Origin of the sequence: Vibrio sinus (assembly GCF_023634645.1) — a bacterium.
Classification (GTDB): domain Bacteria; phylum Pseudomonadota; class Gammaproteobacteria; order Enterobacterales; family Vibrionaceae; genus Vibrio; species Vibrio sinus.
The window spans coordinates 188,039-214,738 of sequence record NZ_JAMKMR010000005.1 but is presented as its reverse complement, the minus strand read 5'-3'; the positions used below and the strand labels follow the sequence as shown (position 1 = coordinate 214,738).

Here is a 26,700-nt window from a genome sequence, read left to right as displayed (position 1 = left end):
TAGAGGATAAAGTCGATGTCTAGTATCGTGGTTAAATTCCACGTTTAAATACATTAGTACTGGAAAATATTAACATCTAAGATGTGTCATTTATTTTTAACAGCAACCCCATAGATGTTAACTACATACTTAAAGTTAAAAACAACAAACAAAACTAAGAAAGCCATCCAAGAAGTTATAAATACAGTTTTATATTCACTCCCAAATAGAGAGTTTAAACATGACAAACATACGACTACAAATGTGGAAAAGTAAATTTTAACTCTAGGAAATGAATACCAAACTCTAGCGGAGAACTCCGTTCTAAGAAATAAAAACACCCAGAAAGAAATTGCTGTTGAGACCGCCGCACCTGCTGCACCGTACTTTGGGACAAAGAAATAAAGTGCTACAATATTCACAACAAGTGCGATAAAAGAAGACATCATTGCAAAAATTGTTTTCTTTTTTAACCCTATACCAACGACAGTTGCTTCAGACAACGCATATAATAATGGAAGTGCAATACAAGATATTACGATGTATTGGACAGAGTTATATTTTTCCGGTAGTACATATATTACTAACCAAGAAAGTAGTCCCGATATCGAAAACAGGATTAGGACAAAAAATAAAACGGCATCTATTACTTTTTCAATTTTCTCGTTTTCAAGGCCATTTGCGGCCCATTTATAGACAGTTGGAGCCCAAATAGTAGAAAATACACTTTGTATTATTACACCGGCTGATGCAAATGAAATAGACACGGAGTATAATCCCAGTTCGTCAAATGTAGATGATGCCCTAAGGACAAAACGATCAAGAGCTGTCAGCCCCCAATATGCAACAGCTCCGAACACCAAAGGTGTTCCAAACTTCAGGATAACAATAAGATATTTCTTATCCAGCTTTGATTGAATAGCACTAAGCCATTGTTTCTTGGTATTAAATAATAAAACCACCAATACAGTAACTTGCGATGCCGTAAAAGCCGAAGCCAACTCAGAAAAATCTAATTTGATGCTACTTAAATAATACATTGTAACAAAAATCAACATCACTACTTTAGGGGTTAGTTGACTCATTGAATATGCGATTGCTCTCTCTTCCATTCTAAGAGTCAATGACAAAAATCTTGACAAGAATGAACAAAAAAGACAAATCACAAGAAGCATACTCACTGATGGATCACGGGCAGAAAATACCATCTCAGACCATTGAAAGGGTAAAATCCATAATAGCGATGCTGCTATAAACAACAGACAAAAGCCTGGGAGTAACGTGACTTTTAGAAGAGCAGGCTTATCTTTTGATTCATGGTATTCTCTGACATAAGCTTGGTCTAGTCCCATACTAAACAGCAGTGTCGAGAAAGTAACAATAACCTGAAATATCGACAATCGGCCAATGTCTTCAATAGAAAAAATCCATGCGGTAATTGGCATTGTTATAAAACTAAAAAAAGCTGCCCCTAAAGGCCCTAGCGAAAAAGATATTATCTTTTTAGTATTCAATATTCCTTCCTTTAAGTCAGGCTATAAATAATTTCAATCGACACTAGATTCTAAGCAACTTAACCTAGTGTCGATGCTGCGAATAGTCGAGAATATGTAACGAATTAGCTATTACTTAAGCCGAACCTACACATAAAACTCATCACTAGTCACAAGCAAAAAGATCGCGAGTGTAAACTTTATCCAAAACATCAGAAAGTTCATTATTGTGTCGGTTAGTAATGATGATATCTGATTGATTCTTGAACTCTTCTAAATCTGATATAACTCGAGAGTTAAAAAATTCAGGTTCATCAAGCGTTGGTTCATAAACTACGACTTCTATCCCTTTCGCCTTAATTCGCTTCATAACTCCTTGCATTGCTGAAGCACGGAAGTTATCTGAACCAGATTTCATCACCAATCGATAAACACCAACCGTCTTAGGGCTTTTCGCGATTATCGACTCGGCAATAAAATCTTTTCGGGTTCGGTTGGCATCAACAATGGCACTGATCAACTCGTTAGGGACATCCTGATAATTGGCTCGTAGCTGTTTGGTATCTTTTGGCAAACAATATCCGCCATAACCAAATGACGGGTTGTTGTAGTGTCCTCCGATCCGTGGGTCTAGGCAGACACCCTCTATAACTTGACGAGAATCTAAGCCATGAGTTTCCGCATAGGTATCGAGTTCGTTAAAATAGGAAACCCGCATTGCCAGATAAGTGTTAGCAAAAAGTTTAATCGCTTCCGCTTCTGTGGTGTCAGTCAGTAGAACCTCAATGTCTTGCTTAATCGCGCCCTGAACCAGAAGGTCAGCAAATAATTCTGCTCGCTCAGAACGCTCCCCTACCACAATACGAGACGGATGGAGGTTGTCGTACAAAGCTTGGCCCTCTCGTAAAAACTCAGGTGAGAAGATCAGGTTCTCACAGCCGAACTCTTGTTTAATTCGTTGAGTGTATCCGACTGGAACCGTCGATTTAATCACCATCACCGCGTCAGGGTTGATTGCCATAACATCTCTAATCACGGCCTCTACCGAAGCGGTATTAAAATAGTTTGTCTGTGGGTCGTAATCGGTCGGCGTTGCGATAATGACAAAGTCAGCATTTTGATAAGCCGCTTCCTTATCCAAAGTCGCTCTGAAATTCAGTTCCCTATTTTCTAAAAAATCTTCAATTTCTCGATCAATAATTGGCGACTTTTTATCATTGAGAAGGTTTATTTTCTCTTCAACAATATCAACCGCGATAACTTCATTGTGTTGAGCAAGCAACATCGCATTTGATAAGCCAACGTATCCCGTTCCGGCAATTGAAATTTTCATCTTAGTCCTATTTATCTATAGCTATCTATATATTGATCGGCAATATTTGATAGAGAAAAGTTACTTCGTTCTGATTGGCTAACTTCAGTCAAAGGTACAAGCGAATCTTCGTCTAACCCTTCAAGGTAACGCTCAAGTTCTGAAATGTTTTGAACGTTACTAAAATAGGGGATCAATTCAGTAATGCCACCTTTCGCAGACGCAAAGACTTGCTTTCCAGCCAGTGCACACTCAACAACCGTACGCCCAAAAGGTTCTTCCCATTTTACCGGTAGAATTACAACGTCAACTTCTGCTAAAAATGACTCTAGGGGAACAAAACCCAGTAGCTCTATATCGGCTTTTTCCGCACGGCTTTTTAGAGCTTCTCCCAAAAGGCCATTTGCAAAACGTCCAGCAGCAACAAACCTGATATTCTTGCGGCTATAACGCTCCGCTATATCGCAAAATTCATCAAAGCCTTTTTCTGTTGTTAAACGTCCAATAATGCCCACGCTCAAAGGTTTTATACTATTCAGTTTCACTTGAGGTGCAGGTACTGGGTTATAAATAACTTTGTGCTCCGCGCTAGAAAACATCCCGCCCGACTGATGCAAATCTGAAATATAGTGGCTAATACCTATCGCGACATCTACATGCTTACTAAAACGGCGTTTTAGCCAAGACCAACATTGCACACTCTTCGCTACAATTGGAATATCTTTACCACCCTTAAATAAAGTGCAATTAGGGTGGAATAAATAATAATCTCTCATAGTATGAATTAGCGGCAGGCTATATCGCTTCACCATCGACCAAACTGCCACTGAAAATCCGGCCAGGTTACTAGTATGCACAATCTCTGGCCTGAACTCTTGTAACTCCTTTTCTACCTGTTTAACCATAAACGGATTATAGAGATCGAGCAGGTGCCAACATAAACGTTTCCAGGCAGGCTCAGTATTAGCAGAAAAAGGCCAATAGAGATTTTTAAGTGGCAAATAAGCAACCTCTACACCATTTATTACCGACTGTGTGCGTTTATTTTCTTTAGTGAGAGTTACAACTCTCACTTGGTGCCCTTTTTCAACTAAGGTTTCTGCCAGTAATTGAGTCGATACTTCGGCACCACCAACTTTGTATGGTGAGTAAAGAGTATTTACTATCATAACTTTCATATTAAAACATCTCTATTATAAAGCTACATACATTCTATTTGATAAATAAAAACTCAATACGCGCCATCACTTCGTAATACAACGCCGACCGTTTTAAATAGCATTGCAATGTCATACCACATAGACCAGTTTTTGACATACCATCCGTCTAAGTAAATACGGGTATCATAATCTGTATCACTTCGACCGCTAACCTGCCAAAGCCCTGTCATACCGGGTTTTGCCATCAAGTAGTAGTCTGAGTTCTCGCCATAATATTGCTCCAACTCTTGTTGAACAACTGGGCGAGGCCCAACCAAACTCATTTCCCCTTTTAGCACACACCATAATTGAGGAAGCTCATCTAAGCTGGTTTTACGAATAAAATGCCCAATCGGAGTGATCCTAGGATCGTTTTTCAGCTTAAAATCTTTTTCCCATTCAGCTCTAGCCTCAGGGTCGTTTTCCAAAAGCTCCTGCAACACTTCTTGAGAATTACTAACCATGGATCTAAATTTCAAACATTTAAACTTTTCGCCATGCTGCCCTACACGTTCATGCCCATAAGTCGGCGCCCCACCATCACGCGACACTTTCCAGCCAATAAATAGCATTATTGGAGATAGAAAAATTAACAATAAGGATGACACAACTACGTCAAAGCCTCGCTTCATCACTTGAGCTGAACGGCGAGCTAGATTATTCCGAACGCGCAACATCAATGCTTCATGACTGAAGAAGTGAGAAACATCCGTGCCATGTAGAGGAATTCCACGTAAAGAAGGTATGACAGAAATGTTTCTCAATTTCTTACTAGCTAATTTTCGAAGCCAAAAGTCGCATAGTTGATATTGGGTATATTCCAACGCTATAAATTTCTGGGCTTTCTTCATATTTGTTAAAGCTGCTGTCTCGATTCGCAACAAAGGCACACCTTTTATCGGGCTTTCGTAGTGACCTTCGTCAGGAGCTATAAATGCCTTAACATCAAATCCCATCCTTTTTTCACTTTTAATAGCTAGGTAGGCTTCACGTGCATTTTGGCCGCACCCAATGATGAAAGTTGGCCATTGCCAAAGTCCAAAATAACTTAATATACGCTTCATTACGGAATGAGATAAAGGTATAAAAACTATCGTTAGTCCCCAAAATTTAGCCCAGCGATCATGGCTAATATTCTTACCCACTAATGAAACCAAAGCTAAATTTAATACAACGATAGAGAACATAGTAATTATTACTTGTTTCAATTCACTCCAAAAAGTCTTCCGGTAACGATAGTGACGAAAATACAAACAAAAGACTGCCATAGCTACAAGCATTAGCCCAAAAGAGCTAACAAACCATTGATAGCCATGGAACATATTTTGCCATTGATTATATGTCATTGCATGTTCAGCATCAGTAACGAGCATGATTCCGTGAGTCACAGAAAATGCAATAACAAAACCAATAATATCAGCCAGTATTAAGCCTAGTTGGTTAATACACCTAGAATGCTTTACTCTATCAGTCAGCATTATTATCTCCCCCTTGTTGGCTACTTAATTTGAGCCAACCGTAAACCTATAAAGATAAGGTTCTAACGTACATTAAAAGTTAATAAGAATTAGATGTTTGACAGCGTCACTTAATGTAATCTATTAACTTGAATAAGAGCTTCATTCACGCAAAAGACGCAATATCTCTTCTGTTTTTTGTTTCATCAAAGCAGTATCTGCACGAGACTCAACATTTAGCCGAACAACAGGCTCAGTGTTTGATGAACGCAAATTGAATCGCCAGTCTTTAAATTCAAGCGAAATACCATCCGTTTCATCTACTAGCAGAGCTTCAGGCTCAAATTCGTTTCTTACACGAGCTATTGCAGTAGCCGGATCTTCTAACTTAGAGTTAATTTCACCGGATGCAGGATATGCAGCCATACGATCGCTGACTAGTTGCTGCAATGTTTGCTCTCTTACACAAAGCAATTCAGCCACTAATAACCACGGAATCATACCAGAATCGCAATAGGCAAAATCTCGGAAATAGTGATGCGCACTCATTTCCCCACCATATATCGCGTCCTCTTTGCGCATCCTCTCTTTGATAAAAGCATGCCCAGTTTTTGACATAATCGCTTCACCACCAGAAGTCTGAACAACATCAATAGTGTTCCATGATAGGCGTGGATCATGGATGATTTTGCTACTCGGATGCTTTTGCAAAAATGCTTCGGCTAAAAGTCCAACGATATAGTAACCTTCAATGAAATCACCATTCGCATCGAACATAAAACAGCGATCAAAATCGCCATCAAAGGCAATACCCATATCTGCTTTGTGAGCTTTTACAGCATCTGCTGTGTCTTGCCTGCATTCTGGAAGTAACGGATTTGGAATACCATTTGGGAAGTTACCATCTGCTTGATGATGAACCTTAATCAGTTCCACAGGTATTGATTGACGATTGAACCGCTCTTCGAGAGCGTCAATTACGTGCCCAGCAGCACCGTTACCGCTATTGATCACCAGTTTCATTGGTTTGAAATTTTCAGACTTGATATACCCCATCAGGTGATCGGTATAAGCTTCAAGTATCGAAATCTTTTTGTAGACTCCACGCTTGTTACTATCGACTGGCGCAAATTGATTTTGCTCGGCTAATCGCTGAATATCACGTAAGCCTGTATCACCACTGATCGGTTTTGCGCCTTCACGGACTAATTTCATTCCGTTGTAATCCATTGGGTTGTGGCTAGCGGTAACCTCTATTCCACCATCTACACCCAAGTAGAAAGTTGCAAAATAGATCTCCTCGGTACCAGACATCCCGATATCTAAAACATCCGTTCCAGCATCTTGCAATCCACGAGCTAAAGCGAGTTTAAGACTTTCACTTGTCAGGCGCACATCGCCACCAACAACTACAGTTTTGGGTTGAGAAAACTCACCAAAAGCGCGACCAATACGGTAGGCAATATCTTCATTGAGTTCGTCACCCAAACGACCACGGATATCGTAAGCTTTAAAACAGCTCAACATCTTAGGGGCTAAAGTATCTTTCATAATTACACTGCTCTTAAATTATATGTGTTGAAAATAAGCCCCTATTTTTGGGCTGTTCTCCAACTTATTATTCTATTAACTATCTTCAAATCTAACGATATCATCCTCACCCAGATACGAACCTGACTGTATCTCGATGAGCTCTAGTGGTATTTTTCCGACATTCTCTAACGCGTGACGCTGCCCCAGAGGAATATAAACTGATTGATTCTCGGTGATCAGTTTTAATTGCTCACCATTGGTAACTCGAGCGGTACCAGAAACGACAATCCAATGTTCAGAGCGGTGGTGGTGCATTTGTGTGGAAAGCTTTTCGCCCGGCTTCACGGTTATACGTTTAACTTGATAACGGTCGCCATCATCAATCGAATCATATTTGCCCCAAGGCCTGTGAACTTCACGGTGAACACGATGTTCGGAACGGCCATCAGACTTGATCTGTTCCACTATTTTTTTCACGTCCTGCACCTGGTTTTTGTCAGCAACCAAAAGTGCATCTTTACTTTGAATCACAACCAGATCTTTCACACCAACCGTTGCAACCAGAGCTGTTTCAGCATAGAGGTAGTTGTTATGGCTGTCATAGCTCATAACATCACCATGCTTCACATTACCATCTGTGTCTTTATCAGAAATTTCCCATAAAGATGACCAAGAGCCTACATCGCTCCATCCTGCATCCATTGGAACGACAACTGCGTCCGCTGTCTTCTCCATGACTGCATAGTCAATGGATTCGCTCGGACAAGCCAAAAATGCTTCTTTATCTACTCGTACAAAATCAAGATCAGGGTTGATCGTTCCAACTGCTTTCTGGCAGGCAGAGTGAATATCTGAACGGAACTTGCTTAATTCAGCCAAATAAGTACTGGCTCGGAAGAGAAACATACCGCTATTCCAGTAATACTCGCCAGTCTGCAAATACTCAGTTGCAGTTTCTAAATTCGGTTTCTCAACAAACTGAGCCACAGAAAACGCCACACTGTCCGATTGCTGCTCGCAACTTTCTGGCGCACCACGACGAATATAGCCGTAACCAGTTTCTGGGCCGGTCGGGACAATACCAAACGTCACAAGCTTACCTTCCTCAGCAAATGGTATAGCTGAATTTACTGCAGCACGAAAAGCCGCTTGATCTTTGATTACATGATCTGCAGCCAAAACCAACAACAATGGATCTTGCTCGTTCTCTTCTCCTTGCTGGTCTGCAACTAACGCAGCTAGCGAAATTGCTGGCGCTGTATTCCGGCCAGCTGGCTCCAAAATGATGTTATGCGCTAGCTTGTCAACTTGACGAAGCTGCGCTGCTACTAAAAAACGATGCTCTTCATTGCAAATAACGACTGGATTAGCGCACTCTAAACCTTTCAAGCGATCCAGAGTGTTCTGCAACATCGTGAGTTCACCGTCGAGCTTCAAGAACTGCTTCGGGTATAGCTCACGTGAAGATGGCCAAAGTCGACTGCCACTGCCGCCAGCCATAATTACAGGGAGAAGAGATGTTTTCATATGGATATATTCTCGTAATATTTACTAGTAAGTGATCTGTTTATTGGCAGAAAATTCAGCCCATTTTTCACTTACAAACTCTTTTAATTCATTTTCGAAGCGCTCTGTCGAAAACTTTTCGGCGTTGTTTCGGCACGCTTGTGGTGAAAACTCGTGCGACTCTTTTTCAAATGTTTCAACAGCTGCACAAACAGCTTCGACCGTCTGTTGCTTGAAAAATAGTCCGGTTGGTTCATCGACACCTAGCGGACGTACAGTCTCGAGAGCACCGCCTTTACCAAAAGCCACCACTGGTGTTCCGCAAGCTTGAGCCTCCACAGGAGTAATACCAAAATCCTCTTCAGCAGCGAACACAAATGCTTTTGCTTTTTGCATATGCTCTTTCAGCACAGAAAAAGGCTGATACCCCATTAACTCAACGTTGGAAGCTGCCTTACTTTTTATTTTTTCAAACTCGCTACCGTCACCAATCACAATCAGGCGTTTATCCGGCATTTTAGAGAATGCTTCCACAATTAAATCCATACGTTTATATGGCACCATTCGAGATGCGGTGAAGTAAAAGTCTTCTTTTTCTTCCACCAAAGGAAAATCTTCAACCGCAACCGGAGGGTAGATAACAGCTGCTTTGCGGCCATAAACTTTTTTAATTCGGCGTGCAATAAAATGAGAATTTGCGATAAAGTGGTCTACCCCGTTAGCTGTGCGGTAATCCCAAGTACGGATTTTGTGTAGAAACCATTTCGCCAGCCAACCCTTTAGCCCCTTATTTAGACCGGCTTCTTGTAAATATTGATGCTGCAGATCCCATGCGTAGCGAATTGGCGAGTGCACATAGCTAATATGCAGTTGATCAGGCCCTGTTAGTACACCTTTCGCGACAGCATGACTGCTCGACAAAACAATATCGCTTTTCGAAACATCTAACTGCTCTATTGCAAGTGGCATTAATGGCAGATATTTTTGGTATTTTTTCTTGGCAAACGGCAGCTTCTGAATAAAGGTCGTATTGGCTCGTTTGCCCTTTAAAAATGAACGCTGCTTTTCTGGTACAAAGTCAACCAATGAATTCAGCTCGCTTTCTGGATAAATATCAAGCATCGACTCCAGTACTCTTTCTGCGCCAGCATAGGTCACAAGCCAATCGCAAACTAATGCAACACTAATATCAGAATTCATACTTACACCTTGTTTTTTGCTGCATCTAACAACACAGATTCAACAAGCTGGGCAGTTAAATCCCAAGTAAACTTTTTCGCCTGATCCAATCCGCGCAGAGCTAAGCTTTCTTGCAGCTCTTCATCAGAAACCAGTTTTTCAATAGCTGAAGAGATCGAAATTTTACTATTGGGATCTACTAAAAGAGCTGCGTCTCCTGCGACCTCTGGTAATGAAGTACAGTTGGAAGTGATAACAGGCGTACCACAAGCCATAGATTCAATAACTGGCAAACCAAACCCTTCATATAGAGAAGGAAACACTAGAGCTAACGCCCCTTTGTATAAAGAAGGAAGCTGCTCTTCTTCTACAAAGCCATAGAAAGAAACTCTTGACTCCAAACCTAGAGACGATATCAACGCTTCTAACTCTTCTGTTGCATTGCCAGTAAACAGTAACCTAATGTTGCTATCTATTTGAGCTTGAGCAAAAGCTCGGATTAACATTGGTTCATTTTTATGTGGCTTACGGTTACCCACACATAAAAGATATGGGTGACCAGGAGAGTAAGGTTCTACATTTGGCGAATAAGCATCGTCTACACCATTACCTACATTGATTACCTTATCCGCTGCCACCCCGCTCCATTCAATAATTCTCTGTCGAGAAAATTCAGATACGGTCAATACCGCGGCAGCACGATGACACCCGGGTTTAATAAAAAACCGATAAAAAAGAGACTTTAAAAAACTAGCATTTTCGGGACGATCAAGATGATTAAGATCGTGTACAGTGAAAACATAGGGAACACTAGAGTAAATAGGCGGTATATAACCCGGTAGAAATGCGACATCTTCCTTTTTTTGTTTTGCAAGAGCTAACGCTAGCGCAATTGGATTAAATAGGGACGCAGGGCTACATGCTGAATTAACGGCTGTTGAGCTACTGAATCGTGCGGAAATTTCATCAGCAAAGCGGCCAATGCCTCCAAAACCTGACCAACGCTCATCGACAAGAATCATAGAACCTTCTCCTTATCAGCTTTGTAAAGGCCATACAGCCCAGCGAAAAACCAAGGATAAACCATATATAATTGCGCTCCCAATAACATGGGGAATAAAAATAAAATCACAAATATTAAGCTATCTTTTTTTAAAGAAAAATAACTTATCACCCACCCTAGAAACAAAACAACTCCAAAAAGACCATTTTCTACCTGTAGCGTAAATACTCCTCCTAACCCTGTAAGATCCCAACCTTTTACAATTGGAAAAAAACCTCTGTAAGGTTGTGAATTTCGTACTAAAGAGTAATTACCTAAACCAACTCCAACTAAAGGATGCTCTTTTATCATATTTACGCCAATATATGATGCAGCAACTCTTCCCATAACAGCTGAATTATCATTCATATGAGAAGAAATATACGGTTTCATATTATCTCCATCCTTAATGTAGTTCTTAGCAAAAATAAATATGGCAAAAACGCTGAATAAAGCAACAAAGATAATAAAAAAGCAGAAGCGAATTTTATTTCTGAAGTCAATGAAACCATTAAGCTGTTTTACTCGCACAAAAATTATATAAGCAATCCCAAGTGCACAAAATACATAACTCGCTTTCGATTGTGTAAGTAACAACAAGATCAGAAAAAAAACTAATATCGCCTTTCGCTTAAAAAAATACAATTCAAAAAGAAACAAACAGCTAATATATAACCCAAATGGCCCTCCTTCGACGTAAAGGCCTTTCAAACGATGACTTGAACCATAACTTACAAAATGAGTTTTAAGCACAACATCAAGGAAAAATACAAATAGAATCAATATCAGCAATATTACATTTTTATTTAAAAACGATCTAAGCATGGGTATGAAATCATATTCATCTTTAGTAGAAAAAAAATTATGCAGAAGATCAATTAAGAATGCACAAAATATAAGCTCAAGAAATCTAGAGGTTGATATGAAATACTTAGACTTTAAGAAGCTATAGTTATAAAAAACATCAACGCTATAATAAGTAACAATTAAAGATTCAAAATATAAAATCGCTAGCACAAGAAAAAGCTTGAGTGAGCTTTTACGAATTTCCTTCATAAAAAAAGGAAACAATAAAATAACCATTAACTCCCAAACTTTAACAGCTCCTATAGCAACGTCGGTGGAAAGGCATGATACAACCATCATCCACATGACAATACTTGTACGTCTAATATACATATATGAACCCACACGATTTGTTACAAAGGTGTCTTAAGTTATAGTTGCTTATTAATGCCATCTTCCAATAAACTCAAAATTGTACATATTTACAATATCCCATCAATACAATAATTCTTTAACTCTCTCAGACTATTAGAAATGAAAGCATTAGCGTTCACAAGTAAGTTTACGCTTTATATTCAAAGAAAGAACAACGACTGCACCGAATATAATACCAAGTATAAACGACAAAACCGAAATAACTAACCTTCTTGGCTTAAACTTCTCTTGAGGAACTACAGCTTTGTCTATTGTTTGGAAAGCATATTCATTTTGGGCCTCAGCCAGCATCAACTGTTTAGTCTGCTGCTCAATTAGCTTATTAAATGTTGCTATCATATCCGTAACAGAAGTTTTTTTAAGTTGCGCCTCTAAATATTGAATATTCTTTTTTGTTGAGTCAATTTTACGAATTTTCATCCAGTTGTTAATATCTTCTACTAACCATGTTGTCCACTGCTGTGCAAGATATGGAGACTTTGAATCAACTGAGACGCTAATAAAACCTGTCTCTTTATCAGCCTGCACTGACAATATTTTATTAAATGCTTTATAGGCATCGCTAGCTGTTGGTTTACTAGCATCATTAAAAAATTCGTGTCCATGCCAGCTATTTGTTTTTTGATTGTAAACGTCTGAATCGAATATTAGCTTATTATCTTTAGCATTCCACTTTTTTAAAGCCATAAGCTCAGGCAGCAGATGATGTTGATTTATAAAGTGAGTTATAAATTGCCTTGAAGTTAAACTAGCCAAAGCAATTTCAGTTGTTTGCTCACCACCCTGTCCCAATTTAATTCCCGCCAACGATGCCAAACCACCAAGTTGACTAACCATCGCTCCCATCTGTGAGTGTTCTTGTGCCGGAGCGATTAAAACTGATGATCGGTAGACATTTGGTAGTATTAAGCTAAATACGACGCCTAGTGTTGTAACTAAAAGAGTAACATAGATGATTATTTTTCTATCTCTCCACAATAGAGAATAATATTTAAACAGATCAATCATATCATCATCTGATTTGTATTTATTCTCTGAAGTAATATTATTCCTGTTAGACGCTTTGCACTCTATCTTATTCATAATACTTATCTATTTATATTATATCGATTTACAATACATCAAATTTTAGTAGTCTGTTACTTAGTCACATTTATATAACAAAGAGGTATTGATTTAGTTATCTTCACTATTCAAATATCATATATTCAAACTAACAATATTTATTTAACTCTAATGTATCTAACTGAGCTCGTTAACAATCTTACGACTGCTAACGAGCTTTCTACTATTACTGAACAGCCTTCCAAGCTACGCCCATCTGATACAACATCTGAGTCGCTGTGCTCCATACGCTCAAGCTATCTAGATAGTTACTGTTGATTGGCACGACAATTGTGTCACCTGGGTGCAGTGAATCATCTTTGCGGCTAAACCAGTAAGAGTTGTTTGGAAGCATTACTGATCCATTTGCACGGATTACATACATGCGATCCTTGTCTGCCTGAACCTTAGTGCCACCTGCTTTACTGATGTAATCACTCAAGCTTTCACGCGGATTGAATACAAAACTCGCTGGGAACTGAACTTGGCCAACAACACTGATTACGTTCTGCTTCACAGGAACATAAAGCGTGTCGCCGTTTTGTAGCATCACGTCATCCTGCTTGTTTCCTTTCAGAATTGCGGGCAGGTTGATAACAAGACGTCCAATAGGTTTGGCTGTTTGCAATTTGTCGACGACTTTCATCGCATCCATTGGAGAAGTTGGATAAGACGCCACAGATGTTTGTCGGCGCAAAGTCAGTTCAGCAATTTCCTGCTGCATCTGTTGCTTTAACATATTTAACTTCGCCGCTTCAGCTTTTTTCAAGCTTACTCGACTTAAAACCGCACCGTCTGCGTATGCAAATCGTGTTAAGCCGCCAGCTCGTTTAATCACATCGTCTAGTGTCTCACCTTGCTGAATGGTGTAAGTTCCTGGGAACTTAACCGCTCCGTTAAGAGTTACAGTGCTCTCTTCACGCCATTCAGGTTTCATGAAAACATTGATGCGATCTTTCGATTGAAGCTTAAAGTCATCAGCACTGTTAACATTCAAAGCTTTACCAAGCGCGAAATTTTGGTGAGTGATATGCTGCTGTCCATTGACGATCGCAACGCGGCTCATTTCACCTGTTCGTGATTCTGCTGATTCAACCAAACCACCAGCGGCAGTGATAAGGTCACTCAATCTATAATTGACACTTAACGGATAAACACCCGGGTATCTTACTGCGCCGCTCACTTCTACAACCTGAACTGGATGAGATGGAGTCGCTTGTTGACGCAACTCATCGATTACTGGGGCTAATAGGGCGTTGCGCGAAAAGTCAGACGATTGCTCACCCTTTGTTTTTTGTTCGAGAGCTTGCAAACTCAAATTCTTTATTGAAGGCATCTGATTTACTTGTGCATTCAACATAGAATTATTGCTGTTAGCGTTGGTGCTATTTGCACTCGCGTTGTTGGAATTTACGTTATTGAGGTTTGCATTGTTTACGTTAGCGCCGTTTAAACCAACATTCGCCAAGTTGCCATTGCTTGAGTTAACGTTGTTTTGGTTAGCACTGTTTAGATTGTCACTATTTACACCGTTACCATTTAGATTGTTGCTGTTTGAGTTGTCGCCATTTTGCAATAGAGCACTATGAGCTTCACTAAAGACTAAAATCTCATCTCTGTTGTGCAACTCTAAATTTGCTGAGCTCTTTGGCTCTGTAATCGCTTTTTTAAGTTCAAACTGATAAGTCTCAATATCACCTTGCATATTGATTTGACGAACCAGTAACGCGTAGTTCAAATCAACATGATCTTGTAAAGCTGAGTTCACTGAACTAAACAGATCGGAAATATGCATTCCTCTGTGGAATTGGTAATCACCTGGACGAACAACCGCACCTTTCACTTGGACATAGCTAGTTAGCTGTGTACTTTTGTCATTAATTTTAAGCTTGTCGCCATTTTCTAGCTTAAAGTTACGGTCGCCATTTTTCGCCATATCTAGAGTAAAGACTTTAATACCATTGTTCGTTTGGCGTTTTACTGTAATGTGCGTTTGACTACCAGTTGCTGTGATTCCGCCAGCGTTATGAATTGCCTGTGCTAGTGTTTCTCCACCTTTTAACTCATAAATAGCTGGGCGCTGCACGGCTCCATCGATACTGATGGTAGAACCTTTAGCTGGAATGAAGACTACATCCCCTGCACGAAGGCGAATATCTTGTTTTGAGTTTCCGTTTAGCAGCATTTGATAGAGATCGAAATGCTCGACCAACTTACCATGACGCTTAATTTGGATATTTCTTAACGAGCCAACTGTGTCAATACCGCCAGCTGCAATTAAAGCTTGTGAAACAGTCGTTAACGAGTTCACGTTATAAGCGCCAGGTTGATACGCATCCCCTAACACGAATACAGGAATAGTGCGTAATGTACCCATGCTTACAGAGATCTTATTGCCGATCATCTGCTTTGCTACGCGCTCTTTTAAAGCTTGTTTCAACTCGTGGAAGCTCTGACCAGCTACAGAAATCGGACCTAGACCAGGAAAATCAATTTCTCCGTTACGTCCAACATCTAAGCTATAACTTTGGTTATCTTTTCCATAGAGTTGGATTTTGATTTCATCACCTGGGCCAATCACATAATCATTCGGCACGGGGATATCGTTAAGTGGTGTATTAGTAGTTGGTTTACCAGCAAACACATCATAACCAAAAGGTTTTAATCCTTGATTTTGGTAAGGCTTCACCGCTACATTTAGATTGCGTTGAGTATTGTCTTGATAATCAACACTACGAGGTAAAATGGTCGGTGCCGAGTTTGCTTTCTGCTGTTGGCTGCTACTATCGCTACTCACATTGAATTGGCTTAAATCAACACCATATTGTTTCGCTAAGGCTACCTGCTCAGATTTTGGCAGCGACTTAAATTCCGAGATCTGCGCAGCTGTTGGCGTAAAGGCCATCGCAGTTCCAGTAAACGTTAGCAGGCCACACAAAGCAAAAGCTGTCCTCTTGAGTGTATGATCTAACAATTTAATTGATATTTTTCTCATAACTTTACTCTAATCCGAAAAACGAAAGTCCCAGCCAATCCACATACCCAGTCGATCCCCGTTCATTCGCTGTGAACGATAATCGCCGCCCAAGTGCAGTTGTCCTTTCCAAAGAGGTAGCTGATATTCCAAAGAAGTTTGATAGTACGTCGAATCAGTCTGAGGATTGATTCGATGTACAAAAAGTTGTAATTGATGATTGTTGCTAAACAGTAGATAGCCGCCAGCTGACCAAAGCGATTCGAACCTCTGATCATTAATAGCTAATCCGCCGTCGACCATTAGGTTTGGATCGTAGTCATTCGACAATTGGTATGAATCACGAAGTTCTTGTCGCTCAAAAATAAGGTGTGCCTGCTGGCCTAACACAAACCAACTGCTTTCCCACCCATAGAGATAGCTTGAAAGTTCCGTTTGCGACTGGCCGCTCACGACCTGCCCATAGATACCTTGGCTTACTTCTGCAACAGTCGGTAGCTGTATATGCATATCGAGACTAGTCTGGCGTTTGGCGCTGTCTTCGTTATCTACAACAACATCCGGAAATTCTTGATAAGGTTGCTTGTCCGACGCTCCCCAATAACTTTGAAAAGAGCCACCAAGTTCTAGCCATTGCACAGGATGAGTCATGGCACGTGTTCCCCACAAGTAATTGTTTGGAGAAACGGAATCTAACTTCCCTACCAACGATATAATTGACCAATCGCCCAGCACTAGGTTGTTCAGCCCGAAACGGGAGACTGATATAGCAGGGATAGGATAACTGTTTTGCGACCAAGTCAAACTAGATTGCCAGCCTGGCCCCCACCAGCGATCAAGCTCACCAGCGGCAATCGTGTACTGCCCTTGTGCCATCGCAAGATAACTTCCTTGGTAGTTAAAATCTTTACTACCATCGGCTTGCTTGGCATAGTTGGCATTTAGACGATATGAATAGTTTGCGTCGGTCGACTCATAGCTTGAATAAACACCCCAATTGTCGCGGGCAAATGAGCCATAGCCCAAATTGTAAGATGTTTGCGTAGCACTCATCATTCTAAGATGTGAATTACCGCGTCCTAAACGCGCATCATTGTAATAGTGTTTCACATAACGATAAGAAAGCTTTAGATACGCTGGTAGCGTAGTTGGGTCGATACGTTGCAGATCGTCACTAATCAACGCCCACTGCAGCGGAAAAGTAGTTAAAGGAGCTTTAATATAGCCCGCATCAGCTAACTGCTGAAGGTTCACTCTTAGCATTGGATTGTCTGGCTCAACCCAAGGAGAAGCTTGAGTCTGCCATACAAGAGTTACCAATAATCCGATAAACAATATTTTAAAACAACGCAATCAAAAACCTCAGATAAAAAATAGACCTCCCTCTCTAACTTTTTATATAAAAACTATTACATAGAACAAAATTCAATATAAAAGCATATTTTACTTTAAAACATCAGCTCAATAATTAAATCAAAAAATTACTAGCGTTCACTGGAACTATATTTACCTAACGCTATTAATATAAATAACAATAGTCTATATTGGGACTGGATATTGTCACATGAATGTAAACACGATGAATGCTTACAATTAAAATCATATAAACAGTATTCCCAATCACACTATCATGGCAGCCAATTATGTTATAAAAAGTACTACATTTCAGGTGATATAGGTCCCTTTTTATTTTCCTTTATAGCGTAATGGTCGAGACATTGAGCTCTTTGGAAATTGCATTTTACCCATTGATTATGAAACTATTTAACCAAAGAATCCTGAACAAGTTGCTCAGAATATTTTTAGGGAGGACGTGCACCATAAACACTTCCGAAATATTTGGTTATACGATATATCAGGAGTTGGAGTCATTACCTAACCCCACGGATAAAAATTTTAGCAAGAGTAAACCTTCGACGAGGTGATATCTCATTAAAATTGTCCTATTATCAAGATAGATGTGTTCTAAGTAGGTAATTTGAAGACTCTTCAATAAATCAATCCATTTGTGCTCGTTAGGCTAATGGATGAGACTAAAGTCGGCAGAATTTACGCAACGCTGAGGAGCTGACGACGATAAAAACAAAGATTAATTAGTACTTTAAATTTACCAGATGAGCAGCTCGAACTATATATCAGATGCGAATTGGCACCGAAAGAAAGAGGAAAATCATGAGTCAACATGGAATACTACTTTTTGTTGCCATTTTATCGATGATTTCATATACATCTCACGCGTGTAATATCGTTATGGGGTTTAAAACAGAAAGTAAAACCCCCTTAATCGGGTCACTCGAAAATAACGATGGCTACTATAGAGACTTATACAGTTTAGCGGCACTAAAGATAGGGTGCCGTCTGACGATTAAAAGGCTACCTAAAAAGCGAATACTGCTAGAAATGCGAAAGGGAAAGATCGATTTTTACCCTGGTATGAAATTTAATTCGACTCGCGCTAGGTATGCCTACTTCTCTCCCAATGGGCTGTCATATAAAAAAGTAGCCCTATCCCTCCAACCACTCGATGAGCTTTATCAACTAAAAGAAATTAGGATAGGAGTACCATTAGGTGGCGGAGTGATAGAGGGGTTTTCACTACCTATAGCCTCTAAAAATATTGAAATTGATAAACTCGATATAGAGAAAGCCATTCACTTGTTCAAACGAAAACGGTTTGATCTAGTCTTGATAGATAACTATGAGGCTCAATGTTATTTAAGTGGTAAACCACAGCTATTAGAGAAAATTTATCTGCATGAGGACTGTTGTGGTACTGAACAGTCCTATCATTTAGGTTTTTCTATGGCTTCTCCTTTGTTTTCTAGTCAACCTAACATTAAATATCAACCTCTTAAACCAATTAGCATTGAAAATTTCCCCATTATTGTAGATAAAAAATCTGTTGCCTTCCATTTTATGCACGCCGTGATGGAACTGGCCAAAAGCGGTGAAGCAAAAAAAATATACAACTACTGGTCATCGTGTGATAAGCCCCCCCCAAAAGTAATTAATGTATGGACGTACTATAGAACTCCGCCTTTTTCCATCGAGGACGATAAGCATGATCTAACTAGTATTTTATTTCATATTATGAGCATTAACAGCAAAGGAAAGTGGCGATTCAAGCCACAGTATCTGCCCAGAAAACGTATTAATTACCTCCTAAATGAAGGTCAGCAAGGTATCGTAGTATGGGCAAATCCATCGTGGTTCGATGATCGAGAAAAAACCAAGTATTATTGGACACAAAGGGTAGTGAGCGGGAGAAATGAAATCGTGTCGCTCAACTCGGCTCCCGTCAACTATACAGGCCCTCATTCACTATTTGGTATGCGATTTGGTGGTGTTTTAGGCCACAATTACGTTGACATCGATAAGTATGCCAGTTCCGAAAATATTTTGAGAATAGATACTACATCGTTTAATGAAAACGTGACCAAACTACTAAAAAGGCGGCTGGATGTCACTTTAGTTCCTAGAAGTAAACTATTTTTTATTCTCAATGAACGAAACATACATGATAAAGTGTACATTTCCCCTGTACCACATCAGATCTATTCACGTAAGTTCCTTGTAACAGACGAACTGGTTGAAGTTAGAGATTATCTGAATGAACAACTTGACGCCTTTGAAAATACAGAATTCGATACGTTATTGGAGCGCTATGGATTACAACGTTGATAGCCTAAAGGACTCCATTACACAGAGCCATTCCAAAAAGTAAGCGCGTGGTGGCCTCACCACTTTTTCCAATTCTTGTTGGAGCCGTACGGCTTTTCTCAAGCCATTACTCAATTGGAGTCACACTCCGTATCTGGCTTAAATTTACTGTTTCCATAATACATATGGGAACAAGCTCACATTAGAATACATAAATTAAGGATGAAATATTCCGAATATTATTCATATGCATAGTAGACTTATTTCACTAACAATAATTTTTGAAACTGGCTAACAAAATTAATTAGTTAATAATGAAATATTTCTTACATCGCCACGCTGTTTATAATCTTATCCTATATAAACAGTAACGCTATAAAAAATACCCACATGAACAGAACCGTTAATCGAGAGGCTACATGAATAAGTCATTATTATTAGTATTTCAGGTAACAATAATATCCTATAGTATAATGAAATCATATTCTTATGCTAATGACATGATAATTGACAGTGTAGATTTGTCTATTTATAAAAAGGAAACGATCTCAATTATCTATAAAGTAAAGTTTACTGAAGATAGTGTTCCTAAAGTAACTAATGCAACACCCCTATTTTACTTTAATCAAAAAGGTGTTTTAAGTGATACTACTAGCTATAAAGACATAGGCTTAGATCGATATTATAGTCTTGAAGTTGATTCGAACGACACTACTTCAATTAAAAAAATGTATGAGTTTTTGAGTAATAGTGACTTAGTAGAACATGTACAACTTGAACCAGAAGCGCTACCTACAAACCTTAACAACCTTAGCGAAAACTTGTCACTAACTACTAATTCAGCGACTAATTCCAGCTATTTTGATAAGCAGTATTATTTAAATGACACCAATAAGAACGGCTTATTTTATGGAATTAACGCTAAATACATGTGGGACAAACCTGGAGGTAAAGGTCTTGGAGTGGATGTTGTTTCTATGGAGTGTGGATCCTACAACTTCCAACATTCAGATCTACCTTATCCTTCTATTTCTTTAGGTGACCACTCCTACAACCCATATTGGGGTGACCATGATACGATGAGCGCTGGAATCATAGCTTCATTGGACAACGGGTTTGGCACAACAGGTATAGCAAACCAAGCGCGCCTCGGTTGGTCATACTGTGGGGCTCAAGAAATAGTATATCTCGCCCAACATTTGAAACCCGGCTCAGTCATACAAATAGGTGTTCAGTTCCAAATCACAGGCCATTGGGGTTCATATTGTCAGAACCGATGCTTAGTCCCTGTGGAATATTCCTATGCTTGGAAAGATGCGATAAAGTACTCGATCCAGAAAGGTATCCACGTTGTATTAGCCGCGGGAAATGGAAACTTAAACTTAGATCATGTGTATTTTGATAATAAGTTTAACCGCAATGTCACCGACTCTGGTGCCATATACGTAGCGGCCATTACAGATAAAGGTTCTAGAGCTTGGTTTAGTAACTATGGCAGCCGTATTGATAGTGCTTCATGGGGGATGAATGTGACAACAACTGCCGGTGGTTACTACAATTCCGAAAACCTGTACACAGAATCATTCGGAGGTACTTCTTCTGCTAACCCAATTCTAGCGGGTGCAGTCGCAAGCTTACAAGGTATGGCGTACGCATATGGTCTAGGAGCGTTGCCGCCAAAACAAATGAGGGAGATTTTAACTGATTCAGGCCGATTAATAACGGGCATAGATGAAACCTCAGGAATCATTTCTACTCAACCAGATCTAAAACAAGCACATGATCTTCTTCTCGAGCAAGAAGGTATACCTAAATTATAATAATTCTAACTAGCTCTGTTGATGTATTAGCTTTTTGCCCTTGCCTACTAAATGATATAATACCCAACCTGCTTTCTTTAGGTATTAGCGTTCTTTAATATCAAAATAGGAAGAGTATCTATAATATGGGTTTATTACAGTTACTTTATTTACGTATTCTACTCGAATGCCTGCTTGAAACTCTACTTTCCTAACAACAGCACTAACGTATCTCGTATTATCCGGAAAGTCCTTATTTGGTATACGGCTATAATCTTGACCTGAAGAACCATCGCGCACAATTTTCATATCTCTGTATCCCAAAGTCTTGTAATTTACATCTGACCATTCCCATAATAACTCTTGTGGTTCACAACTTTTTGGCACTTTCGGGATATGTACTTTAAGCGGACTATATAGATCTCCATTTTGAACAGTAACCCATCTTTCTTCATTAAAGGACTCGATAATAAGAGGATGACTATTACCATTGATGCGTAGCTGATAGATTCCTGGTTTTGGAGCTTGATGGAAATCCATACTTATTAAAGAAATGCTGCTAGGGTTTGGAACTAGCTCACCAACTATCAAACTTTTATCGTTAGGATCAGTAAGTACCACTCTAGCAGGTTTTAAAAGTAAGTCTGAGGATACTATTATTCGATACCCGTCATGAAAAGGCATATCTTTATTAATCAACTTGACTGTAAAGTTACCTTCCTTAATTGAGAAGGATTTTAGCTTATGCCCACAATCTGTAGAAGACAAGATAGTATTTTTTATAGGGACCCAATACTTTTCTGGGATTTTTTGGCTAGATAGGTTAATTTCTAGCTCCTCCCATGCTAACTGATAGTTTTTATTTATTAAAGCTGAGTAGCTTGAATTTAGTGGTGAACTCGAAAACCAACCTGTTGAAGCAGAAGCTGGGAGAGTTAGTGTACAACAGACCACGAATAAAAATGACTTTTTCATGATACTTTCACAAGTCGATAGCCAATACTTCTTAGTGTATCTATCTGCAAAGCTGGCAGTTTTTTTCTAATACGAAGAATATGATTATCCACCGTTCTAGTGGTGGGAAAGGCTTGATAGCCCCATATTTTATTCAGAATTTCTTCTCGATGAAACACTCTACCTTGATTTTGTATTAGCAATAGAAGAAGCTCAAATTCTTTCGTTGTCATAGACACCGCTTGCCCTGCATTTCTAACCGTACGTGCAGATATATCAATATCGATACTTTCATACAAGATGTTGCTTTCACCTAAAGGTCTAAGTTGCGCATTGATTCTCGCTAGTAGCTCTAAATTAGAAAACGGTTTGATTACATAATCTTTTGCACCGGCCATCAACCCTTCTATTCTTTGGTCAACATCTACTTTTGCGGTCAACACAATTACAGGAATGGCTTTATTAGATAGCCAACGAGGTAAAAAATGTACACTATCACCTTCAGCTAATTGCCGGTCGAGTAACACCAAATCCGCAACTATCCAATGTTTTTCAATATTCTTAATATTCTGCAACCAAGTACATTTGTATCCGTGGTTTTCCAAAAAATGGGATAATCCTTCTCCTAAAAGTTTGTCATCTTCAATCAACAATATATTATTCATAGTCTTAATTCCAAAATACATCTAGTTGGATTTCTCGAAATTCTTAACCGACCGCCAACTTTTCTCATGAGCCTCGATACTACCGAAAGACCAATGCCCATATTTTTCTCTGTACCTCTTGGCCTAAATGCTCTTGATACTCTTTGGTATATATTCGGGAACTCCCCTTCGTCTTTTACTTCAATAATAAGCTTGGTAGACACAAACACTGATATCTCTATGTTTCCACTGCCATGCTGCATTGCATTTTTTATTAGGTTTTCCAAACATATTGTAAGCCAGTAATAGGGTAAACTTACATATCGGTCATCTGATAGACTATACGATAACCCGAACTTATTCGTAATAAAATCTAACCACTCAGACAAATACGCTTCACTAGATTGATATTTTTCTTCTCTATTGTGGCTTAAATACGTTTTGCTCGCTTCGGTTAGTTGTGTAAGACGTTGATGATCAGACATCAGTCTACCAATTGCATATTGAGTATTTTCTTCCATAGAATTGAAATTATCTTTCAATAACTCAACCGTGTAACCTAGGCTCGCGATTGGTGTTCGTAATTCATGAGTCAACAGCTCTAATAAAAACCGCCGCTCATGTTGCTGTTGTCGGCGTACATAAAGCGCTCTAGAACAAACAACTAACAATAATGTACTAACTATTGCAAGTGCTACTTTAAGCCTATTTTCAGTTGGCGGAACCCTATTGACACAAATATTACTATAGTAAAACGAGCATCCTTTAACTTTATCAGAGATCTCCAACCCAAAGCTATCAGCTATCGGCAACCACTTTTCTTGAGAGATAAATTTCCACCCGCTGTTACCATTCAACCAAATATCTCCTTTTACGATATAGGCCTTATACCCCTTTAAAAGAAAATCAACCCCTTTGAATGTAAGATCATTTAATAAATTATGTAGTGGATGCTCAGGGTTATTAATAGTAAATCTAGTTCGTACATTAGGTAACTTAACTGCTGATGGGTAACGAAGAATATACCTATCGGCATAACTTTCTCCAGCCGGATGAAACGTATAATTGTTTTTGAACCAAGTATCATCCAACGTTTTATTACTACATAACGCTAATTCAAACTCCACAGCACTGCGCAACCTTTTTGAAACCGTATCAGGAGGCTTACAAGAATCTGCGACCTCCCAAATTAATTCTATATCTTGCCAACTAAACACTTGAAAATGTGGGTATTGTGAACTACTATGCAATAGTTCTTTAGGAAAATTTTTTAACTCGTTTCTATTTACCTTTAATTCTGATGCCTTCCAAGCTCGTGTATAAAACTGCTTCCACTGGTTCTCAATATCAGAAGCGGACACATCGTAAGGAAACAAGGAAAGTGCAAGTACAGGATATAAGATAAATATAGCTTTTCTGCAGGAATTCATCTATAGCCAGCTCTTGTACGTAAATGTAACCTTTCTCGTAACGCCATCATACTTATGGAATGATACTCTTTGTAACATGGGTGTAAATAATAAGTTTAGCAAATCTATATTAAATGAACACCCCCACATTAGTGATATATATCTCAATAACATTGCATGAATTTAGTATGCGTTGTTAATCTCCAAATATTCCTGGAAAAGTCGAATTTATATCCTATTCGCTGAAGGTCCAGATATATAATATGAAAGGAGCAAAATTAGGAGTACCCCTGTACAACTTACAAGTAGATTCAAAACTATTTGGAAAAGGAGCATTATCAACGAGATAAACCATGTAGATAAATCTACATAGTGAGAACTCTGCAGTGTAAGCGCTTTTCAAATAAGGGCAGACTGCCAAATATACATGCTAGTGCTGTTCTGACTATATGGGGAAAAATTGAAGATAAATATGGTGGTTCTACGGCTGGAAAAGCTTAAGAGCGAGCAGAGAAAACTAGTGGTGTGATTACATCAGAATATCTTGGTAATCACACCTGTATCAGCTTTTTCAAACTGTTACAATCACACTGACAGGATCACACAAAAAGGACAATCAGCGACGATGGTATTCGCTTCCCATCACTGACTACCTGCGTAGGCTTACTAGAGAAACAATATAAGGCAGCATAGGAAACACAGTCTACTGTTCCCACAGCTTTTCCCAATCTTTCTGTTCGTGCCACTCTTCGATCTTACGCCGAATAGCGGAACGAGCAGTCGGATAGATTTTAGTGGATGAGCATTTCTTAGCTTTGCCATTACTTGATCGAAACCATTTTTCTGACAGTCTTCTTTTTGAACTACAGTTATGATTCATTTTTATAGTATCCTAATTCCAATCTCTTTAAGAAAGTATCACTGCTACCTTTTATATTATTTTTGAGTTATTAACCATAAAGTCAATTTTAGTTTAGATTGATAACAGTCCTTACTTTTTCTAGTTAGGACTGTTATTCAATGCTAATATTACCTCCTTATACAAGCTTCCTTTTAAAATTCAGCAATCTCTATTTATGTTGGATAGATATCCATTTCACATGACATGAAATTTACTAATCAGTTAGAGTTATTAGTTGGTCTAGTAGCAACTATTGAAGCATCATCCGGATAATTATTATTCAAAACTGAGTCCAAGCTGCCTTTGTAAACACAGGCATCAAGTCCAAGAGCGCTACCTGAATACTCCACTCGATTAAAACTCATCAAATAATCTTGCCCAACTCCAATAGGAGCTTGACCCTCCCCAACACGGTTACTTGGTAAAACAAGTGTAATTGTAAATGGATTATTACTTGGTTCTGAAGTCTCAGATTGTAGAAGATACCTGCCATGCGAGTGATCTTTTACTTCAAGTCGGTAAGCCGCATGATTAATTTCTGTAGAACTCGGACAAATTACACTTTCAGGTATATCAGCATTAGCGTATCCAGTAAATAGGATTGTAACAATGGCTGTAAGACAAAAAACACTTTTCATATTTAAACTCCCAATTATTATTCATATTAAGAGATTAAAAATTATCTTAACCAAATGATAAAACTGTCTCATGAGTGTAATTAATAGCACTGTTAATATTGTGAGCTAAATTTAATAACAGGCGTTCAGGCAGTACTTCTCCCTATTCCATTGGTACGCTTCTAACTGTCACACCAATAACCATATCAGCTCTATATTTGCAGTATCGAATGGAATTGAAGCTATTTGTTTCGGGGGAGTTTTTAGAATACGCAGAACGGAGCCAGTCTTCACCTTTCAACCACGACCAGTTTCGCATAATCCTGAATTCTTCATCGCCATCTCTACGATTGTGTCCTTTACACCGGGTTTCACAGTTATTAGGCGTAGTTGAATAGAAAAACCCCCAACAGCCGATCAACTAGAAAGGCTCTTGAGGGTTCGAATCTTAGTAGCAATATTCAGCTCGACTAGCGAGCCTGCTTACACATTTTATCCCCTAGCAACCACTGTGTTTATCATCGTCCACACGTTGGAATGCCGCCTTTTTTTGCTCGATCAATTGCGCAGCATAGGAAGGGGTCACAGCTCGGCGCTCTCCTTTCTCAATAAAAGCATCATCATCCCAAGGGTTATCTCTATAGTGGCCTGACTCAAGAAACTCTACGATTACCTTCATAACTGCTCCTGTAACAACATGTCTATCTTAAAGTGTAT

General features: G+C 39.1%; 21 protein-coding genes. 2 read left to right on the top strand and 19 right to left on the bottom strand.

Annotated features, from left to right (window positions below; all coding sequences use genetic code 11):
* Positions 1-86: 86 nt before the first annotated feature.
* From M9194_RS07700 to M9194_RS07645, 12 genes are all read right to left on the bottom strand, one after another.
* On the bottom strand, positions 87-1,493 hold the full coding sequence (locus M9194_RS07700) for a lipopolysaccharide biosynthesis protein (RefSeq protein WP_250612046.1): 1,407 nt from the start codon (positions 1,491-1,493) through the stop codon (positions 87-89).
* Positions 1,494-1,638: 145 nt separating this feature from the next.
* The gene (locus M9194_RS07695) at positions 1,639-2,805 is read right to left on the bottom strand and encodes a nucleotide sugar dehydrogenase (protein WP_250612045.1); all 1,167 of its coding nucleotides are present in this window, start codon (positions 2,803-2,805) and stop codon (positions 1,639-1,641) included.
* Positions 2,806-2,816: 11 nt separating this feature from the next.
* Positions 2,817-3,962 (bottom strand): glycosyltransferase family 4 protein, encoded by a 1,146-nt coding sequence (locus tag M9194_RS07690; RefSeq protein WP_250612044.1) that lies wholly within the window; start codon positions 3,960-3,962, stop codon positions 2,817-2,819.
* Between the two features lie 53 nt (positions 3,963-4,015).
* Positions 4,016-5,461: an undecaprenyl-phosphate galactose phosphotransferase WbaP gene (gene wbaP, locus M9194_RS07685; RefSeq protein WP_250612043.1), complete on the bottom strand. Its 1,446-nt coding sequence runs from the start codon at positions 5,459-5,461 to the stop codon at positions 4,016-4,018.
* 141 nt (positions 5,462-5,602) lie between these two features.
* The gene (gene cpsG, locus M9194_RS07680) at positions 5,603-6,991 is read right to left on the bottom strand and encodes a phosphomannomutase CpsG (protein WP_284676534.1); all 1,389 of its coding nucleotides are present in this window, start codon (positions 6,989-6,991) and stop codon (positions 5,603-5,605) included.
* 75 nt (positions 6,992-7,066) lie between these two features.
* Positions 7,067-8,500, bottom strand: a complete 1,434-nt coding sequence (locus tag M9194_RS07675; RefSeq protein ID WP_250612042.1) for a mannose-1-phosphate guanylyltransferase/mannose-6-phosphate isomerase — start codon at positions 8,498-8,500, stop codon at positions 7,067-7,069.
* A gap of 24 nt (positions 8,501-8,524) precedes the next feature.
* Positions 8,525-9,679 carry a glycosyltransferase family 4 protein gene (locus M9194_RS07670; RefSeq protein ID WP_250612041.1) on the bottom strand — a complete coding sequence of 385 codons (1,155 nt, stop codon included), beginning with the start codon at positions 9,677-9,679 and terminating at the stop codon, positions 8,525-8,527.
* A 2-nt stretch (positions 9,680-9,681) separates the two neighbouring features.
* The gene (locus M9194_RS07665; RefSeq protein ID WP_250612040.1) at positions 9,682-10,680 is read right to left on the bottom strand and encodes a glycosyltransferase family 4 protein; all 999 of its coding nucleotides are present in this window, start codon (positions 10,678-10,680) and stop codon (positions 9,682-9,684) included.
* On the bottom strand, positions 10,677-11,879 hold the full coding sequence (locus M9194_RS07660; RefSeq protein WP_250612039.1) for an O-antigen ligase family protein: 1,203 nt from the start codon (positions 11,877-11,879) through the stop codon (positions 10,677-10,679). Before M9194_RS07660 ends, M9194_RS07665 begins: the two co-directional genes overlap by 4 nt.
* Before the next feature lie 150 nt (positions 11,880-12,029).
* Positions 12,030-13,004, bottom strand: a complete 975-nt coding sequence (locus M9194_RS07655) for a Wzz/FepE/Etk N-terminal domain-containing protein (protein WP_250612038.1) — start codon at positions 13,002-13,004, stop codon at positions 12,030-12,032.
* A 208-nt stretch (positions 13,005-13,212) separates the two neighbouring features.
* The gene (locus M9194_RS07650) at positions 13,213-16,020 is read right to left on the bottom strand and encodes an SLBB domain-containing protein (RefSeq protein WP_250612037.1); all 2,808 of its coding nucleotides are present in this window, start codon (positions 16,018-16,020) and stop codon (positions 13,213-13,215) included.
* Positions 16,021-16,029: 9 nt separating this feature from the next.
* On the bottom strand, positions 16,030-17,352 hold the full coding sequence (locus M9194_RS07645) for a capsule assembly Wzi family protein (protein ID WP_250612036.1): 1,323 nt from the start codon (positions 17,350-17,352) through the stop codon (positions 16,030-16,032).
* An 819-nt stretch (positions 17,353-18,171) separates the two neighbouring features.
* On the opposite strand from M9194_RS07645, the gene M9194_RS07640 reads away from it, so the two are divergent.
* Positions 18,172-19,680 carry a transporter substrate-binding domain-containing protein gene (locus M9194_RS07640; RefSeq protein ID WP_250612035.1) on the top strand — a complete coding sequence of 503 codons (1,509 nt, stop codon included), beginning with the start codon at positions 18,172-18,174 and terminating at the stop codon, positions 19,678-19,680.
* Between the two features lie 398 nt (positions 19,681-20,078).
* Positions 20,079-21,479 (top strand): S8 family serine peptidase, encoded by a 1,401-nt coding sequence (locus tag M9194_RS07635; RefSeq protein ID WP_250612034.1) that lies wholly within the window; start codon positions 20,079-20,081, stop codon positions 21,477-21,479.
* 84 nt (positions 21,480-21,563) lie between these two features.
* On the opposite strand, the gene M9194_RS07630 is transcribed toward M9194_RS07635, so the two are convergent.
* The 7 genes from M9194_RS07630 to M9194_RS07605 all read right to left on the bottom strand — a co-directional run bounded on the left by M9194_RS07630 (position 21,564) and on the right by M9194_RS07605 (position 26,662).
* Complete coding sequence (locus M9194_RS07630; RefSeq protein WP_250612033.1) at positions 21,564-22,433, bottom strand: DUF2861 family protein; 870 nt, start codon at positions 22,431-22,433, stop codon at positions 21,564-21,566.
* Positions 22,430-23,077: a response regulator transcription factor gene (locus M9194_RS07625; RefSeq protein ID WP_250612032.1), complete on the bottom strand. Its 648-nt coding sequence runs from the start codon at positions 23,075-23,077 to the stop codon at positions 22,430-22,432. Before M9194_RS07625 ends, M9194_RS07630 begins: the two co-directional genes overlap by 4 nt.
* Entirely contained in the window at positions 23,074-24,486 is a 1,413-nt protein-coding gene (locus M9194_RS07620) for an ATP-binding protein (RefSeq protein ID WP_250612031.1), read from the bottom strand. The genes M9194_RS07625 and M9194_RS07620 overlap by 4 nt, the downstream gene beginning before the upstream one ends.
* A gap of 682 nt (positions 24,487-25,168) precedes the next feature.
* The gene (locus M9194_RS07615) at positions 25,169-25,345 is read right to left on the bottom strand and encodes a hypothetical protein (protein ID WP_250612030.1); all 177 of its coding nucleotides are present in this window, start codon (positions 25,343-25,345) and stop codon (positions 25,169-25,171) included.
* A gap of 239 nt (positions 25,346-25,584) precedes the next feature.
* The gene (locus M9194_RS07610) at positions 25,585-26,004 is read right to left on the bottom strand and encodes a hypothetical protein (RefSeq protein WP_250612029.1); all 420 of its coding nucleotides are present in this window, start codon (positions 26,002-26,004) and stop codon (positions 25,585-25,587) included.
* Positions 26,005-26,280: 276 nt separating this feature from the next.
* Positions 26,281-26,358: an IS1-like element transposase gene (locus M9194_RS21815; protein ID WP_431769397.1), complete on the bottom strand. Its 78-nt coding sequence runs from the start codon at positions 26,356-26,358 to the stop codon at positions 26,281-26,283.
* A 124-nt stretch (positions 26,359-26,482) separates the two neighbouring features.
* Positions 26,483-26,662 carry a hypothetical protein gene (locus tag M9194_RS07605; protein ID WP_250612028.1) on the bottom strand — a complete coding sequence of 60 codons (180 nt, stop codon included), beginning with the start codon at positions 26,660-26,662 and terminating at the stop codon, positions 26,483-26,485.
* Between the last annotated feature and the right edge of the window lie 38 nt (positions 26,663-26,700).

What these genes read in the sequence shown, in the direction of transcription:
- M9194_RS07605 (WP_250612028.1), bottom strand. Translation starts at nt 26,662, where the DNA reads ATGAAGGTAATCGTAGAGTTTCTTGAGTCAGGCCACTATAGAGATAAC.
- M9194_RS07650 (WP_250612037.1), bottom strand. Translation starts at nt 16,020, where the DNA reads ATGAGAAAAATATCAATTAAATTGTTAGATCATACACTCAAGAGGACA.
- M9194_RS07670 (WP_250612041.1), bottom strand. Translation starts at nt 9,679, where the DNA reads ATGAATTCTGATATTAGTGTTGCATTAGTTTGCGATTGGCTTGTGACC.
- M9194_RS07695 (WP_250612045.1), bottom strand. Translation starts at nt 2,805, where the DNA reads ATGAAAATTTCAATTGCCGGAACGGGATACGTTGGCTTATCAAATGCG.
- M9194_RS07610 (WP_250612029.1), bottom strand. Translation starts at nt 26,004, where the DNA reads ATGAAAAGTGTTTTTTGTCTTACAGCCATTGTTACAATCCTATTTACT.
- M9194_RS07615 (WP_250612030.1), bottom strand. Translation starts at nt 25,345, where the DNA reads ATGAATCATAACTGTAGTTCAAAAAGAAGACTGTCAGAAAAATGGTTT.
- M9194_RS07660 (WP_250612039.1), bottom strand. Translation starts at nt 11,879, where the DNA reads ATGTATATTAGACGTACAAGTATTGTCATGTGGATGATGGTTGTATCA.
- cpsG (WP_284676534.1), bottom strand. Translation starts at nt 6,991, where the DNA reads ATGAAAGATACTTTAGCCCCTAAGATGTTGAGCTGTTTTAAAGCTTAC.
- M9194_RS07690 (WP_250612044.1), bottom strand. Translation starts at nt 3,962, where the DNA reads ATGAAAGTTATGATAGTAAATACTCTTTACTCACCATACAAAGTTGGT.
- M9194_RS07635 (WP_250612034.1), top strand. Translation starts at nt 20,079, where the DNA reads ATGAATAAGTCATTATTATTAGTATTTCAGGTAACAATAATATCCTAT.
- M9194_RS07665 (WP_250612040.1), bottom strand. Translation starts at nt 10,680, where the DNA reads ATGATTCTTGTCGATGAGCGTTGGTCAGGTTTTGGAGGCATTGGCCGC.
- M9194_RS07630 (WP_250612033.1), bottom strand. Translation starts at nt 22,433, where the DNA reads ATGAAAAAGTCATTTTTATTCGTGGTCTGTTGTACACTAACTCTCCCA.
- wbaP (WP_250612043.1), bottom strand. Translation starts at nt 5,461, where the DNA reads ATGCTGACTGATAGAGTAAAGCATTCTAGGTGTATTAACCAACTAGGC.
- M9194_RS07620 (WP_250612031.1), bottom strand. Translation starts at nt 24,486, where the DNA reads ATGAATTCCTGCAGAAAAGCTATATTTATCTTATATCCTGTACTTGCA.
- M9194_RS07675 (WP_250612042.1), bottom strand. Translation starts at nt 8,500, where the DNA reads ATGAAAACATCTCTTCTCCCTGTAATTATGGCTGGCGGCAGTGGCAGT.
- M9194_RS07655 (WP_250612038.1), bottom strand. Translation starts at nt 13,004, where the DNA reads ATGAATAAGATAGAGTGCAAAGCGTCTAACAGGAATAATATTACTTCA.
- M9194_RS07640 (WP_250612035.1), top strand. Translation starts at nt 18,172, where the DNA reads ATGAGTCAACATGGAATACTACTTTTTGTTGCCATTTTATCGATGATT.
- M9194_RS07625 (WP_250612032.1), bottom strand. Translation starts at nt 23,077, where the DNA reads ATGAATAATATATTGTTGATTGAAGATGACAAACTTTTAGGAGAAGGA.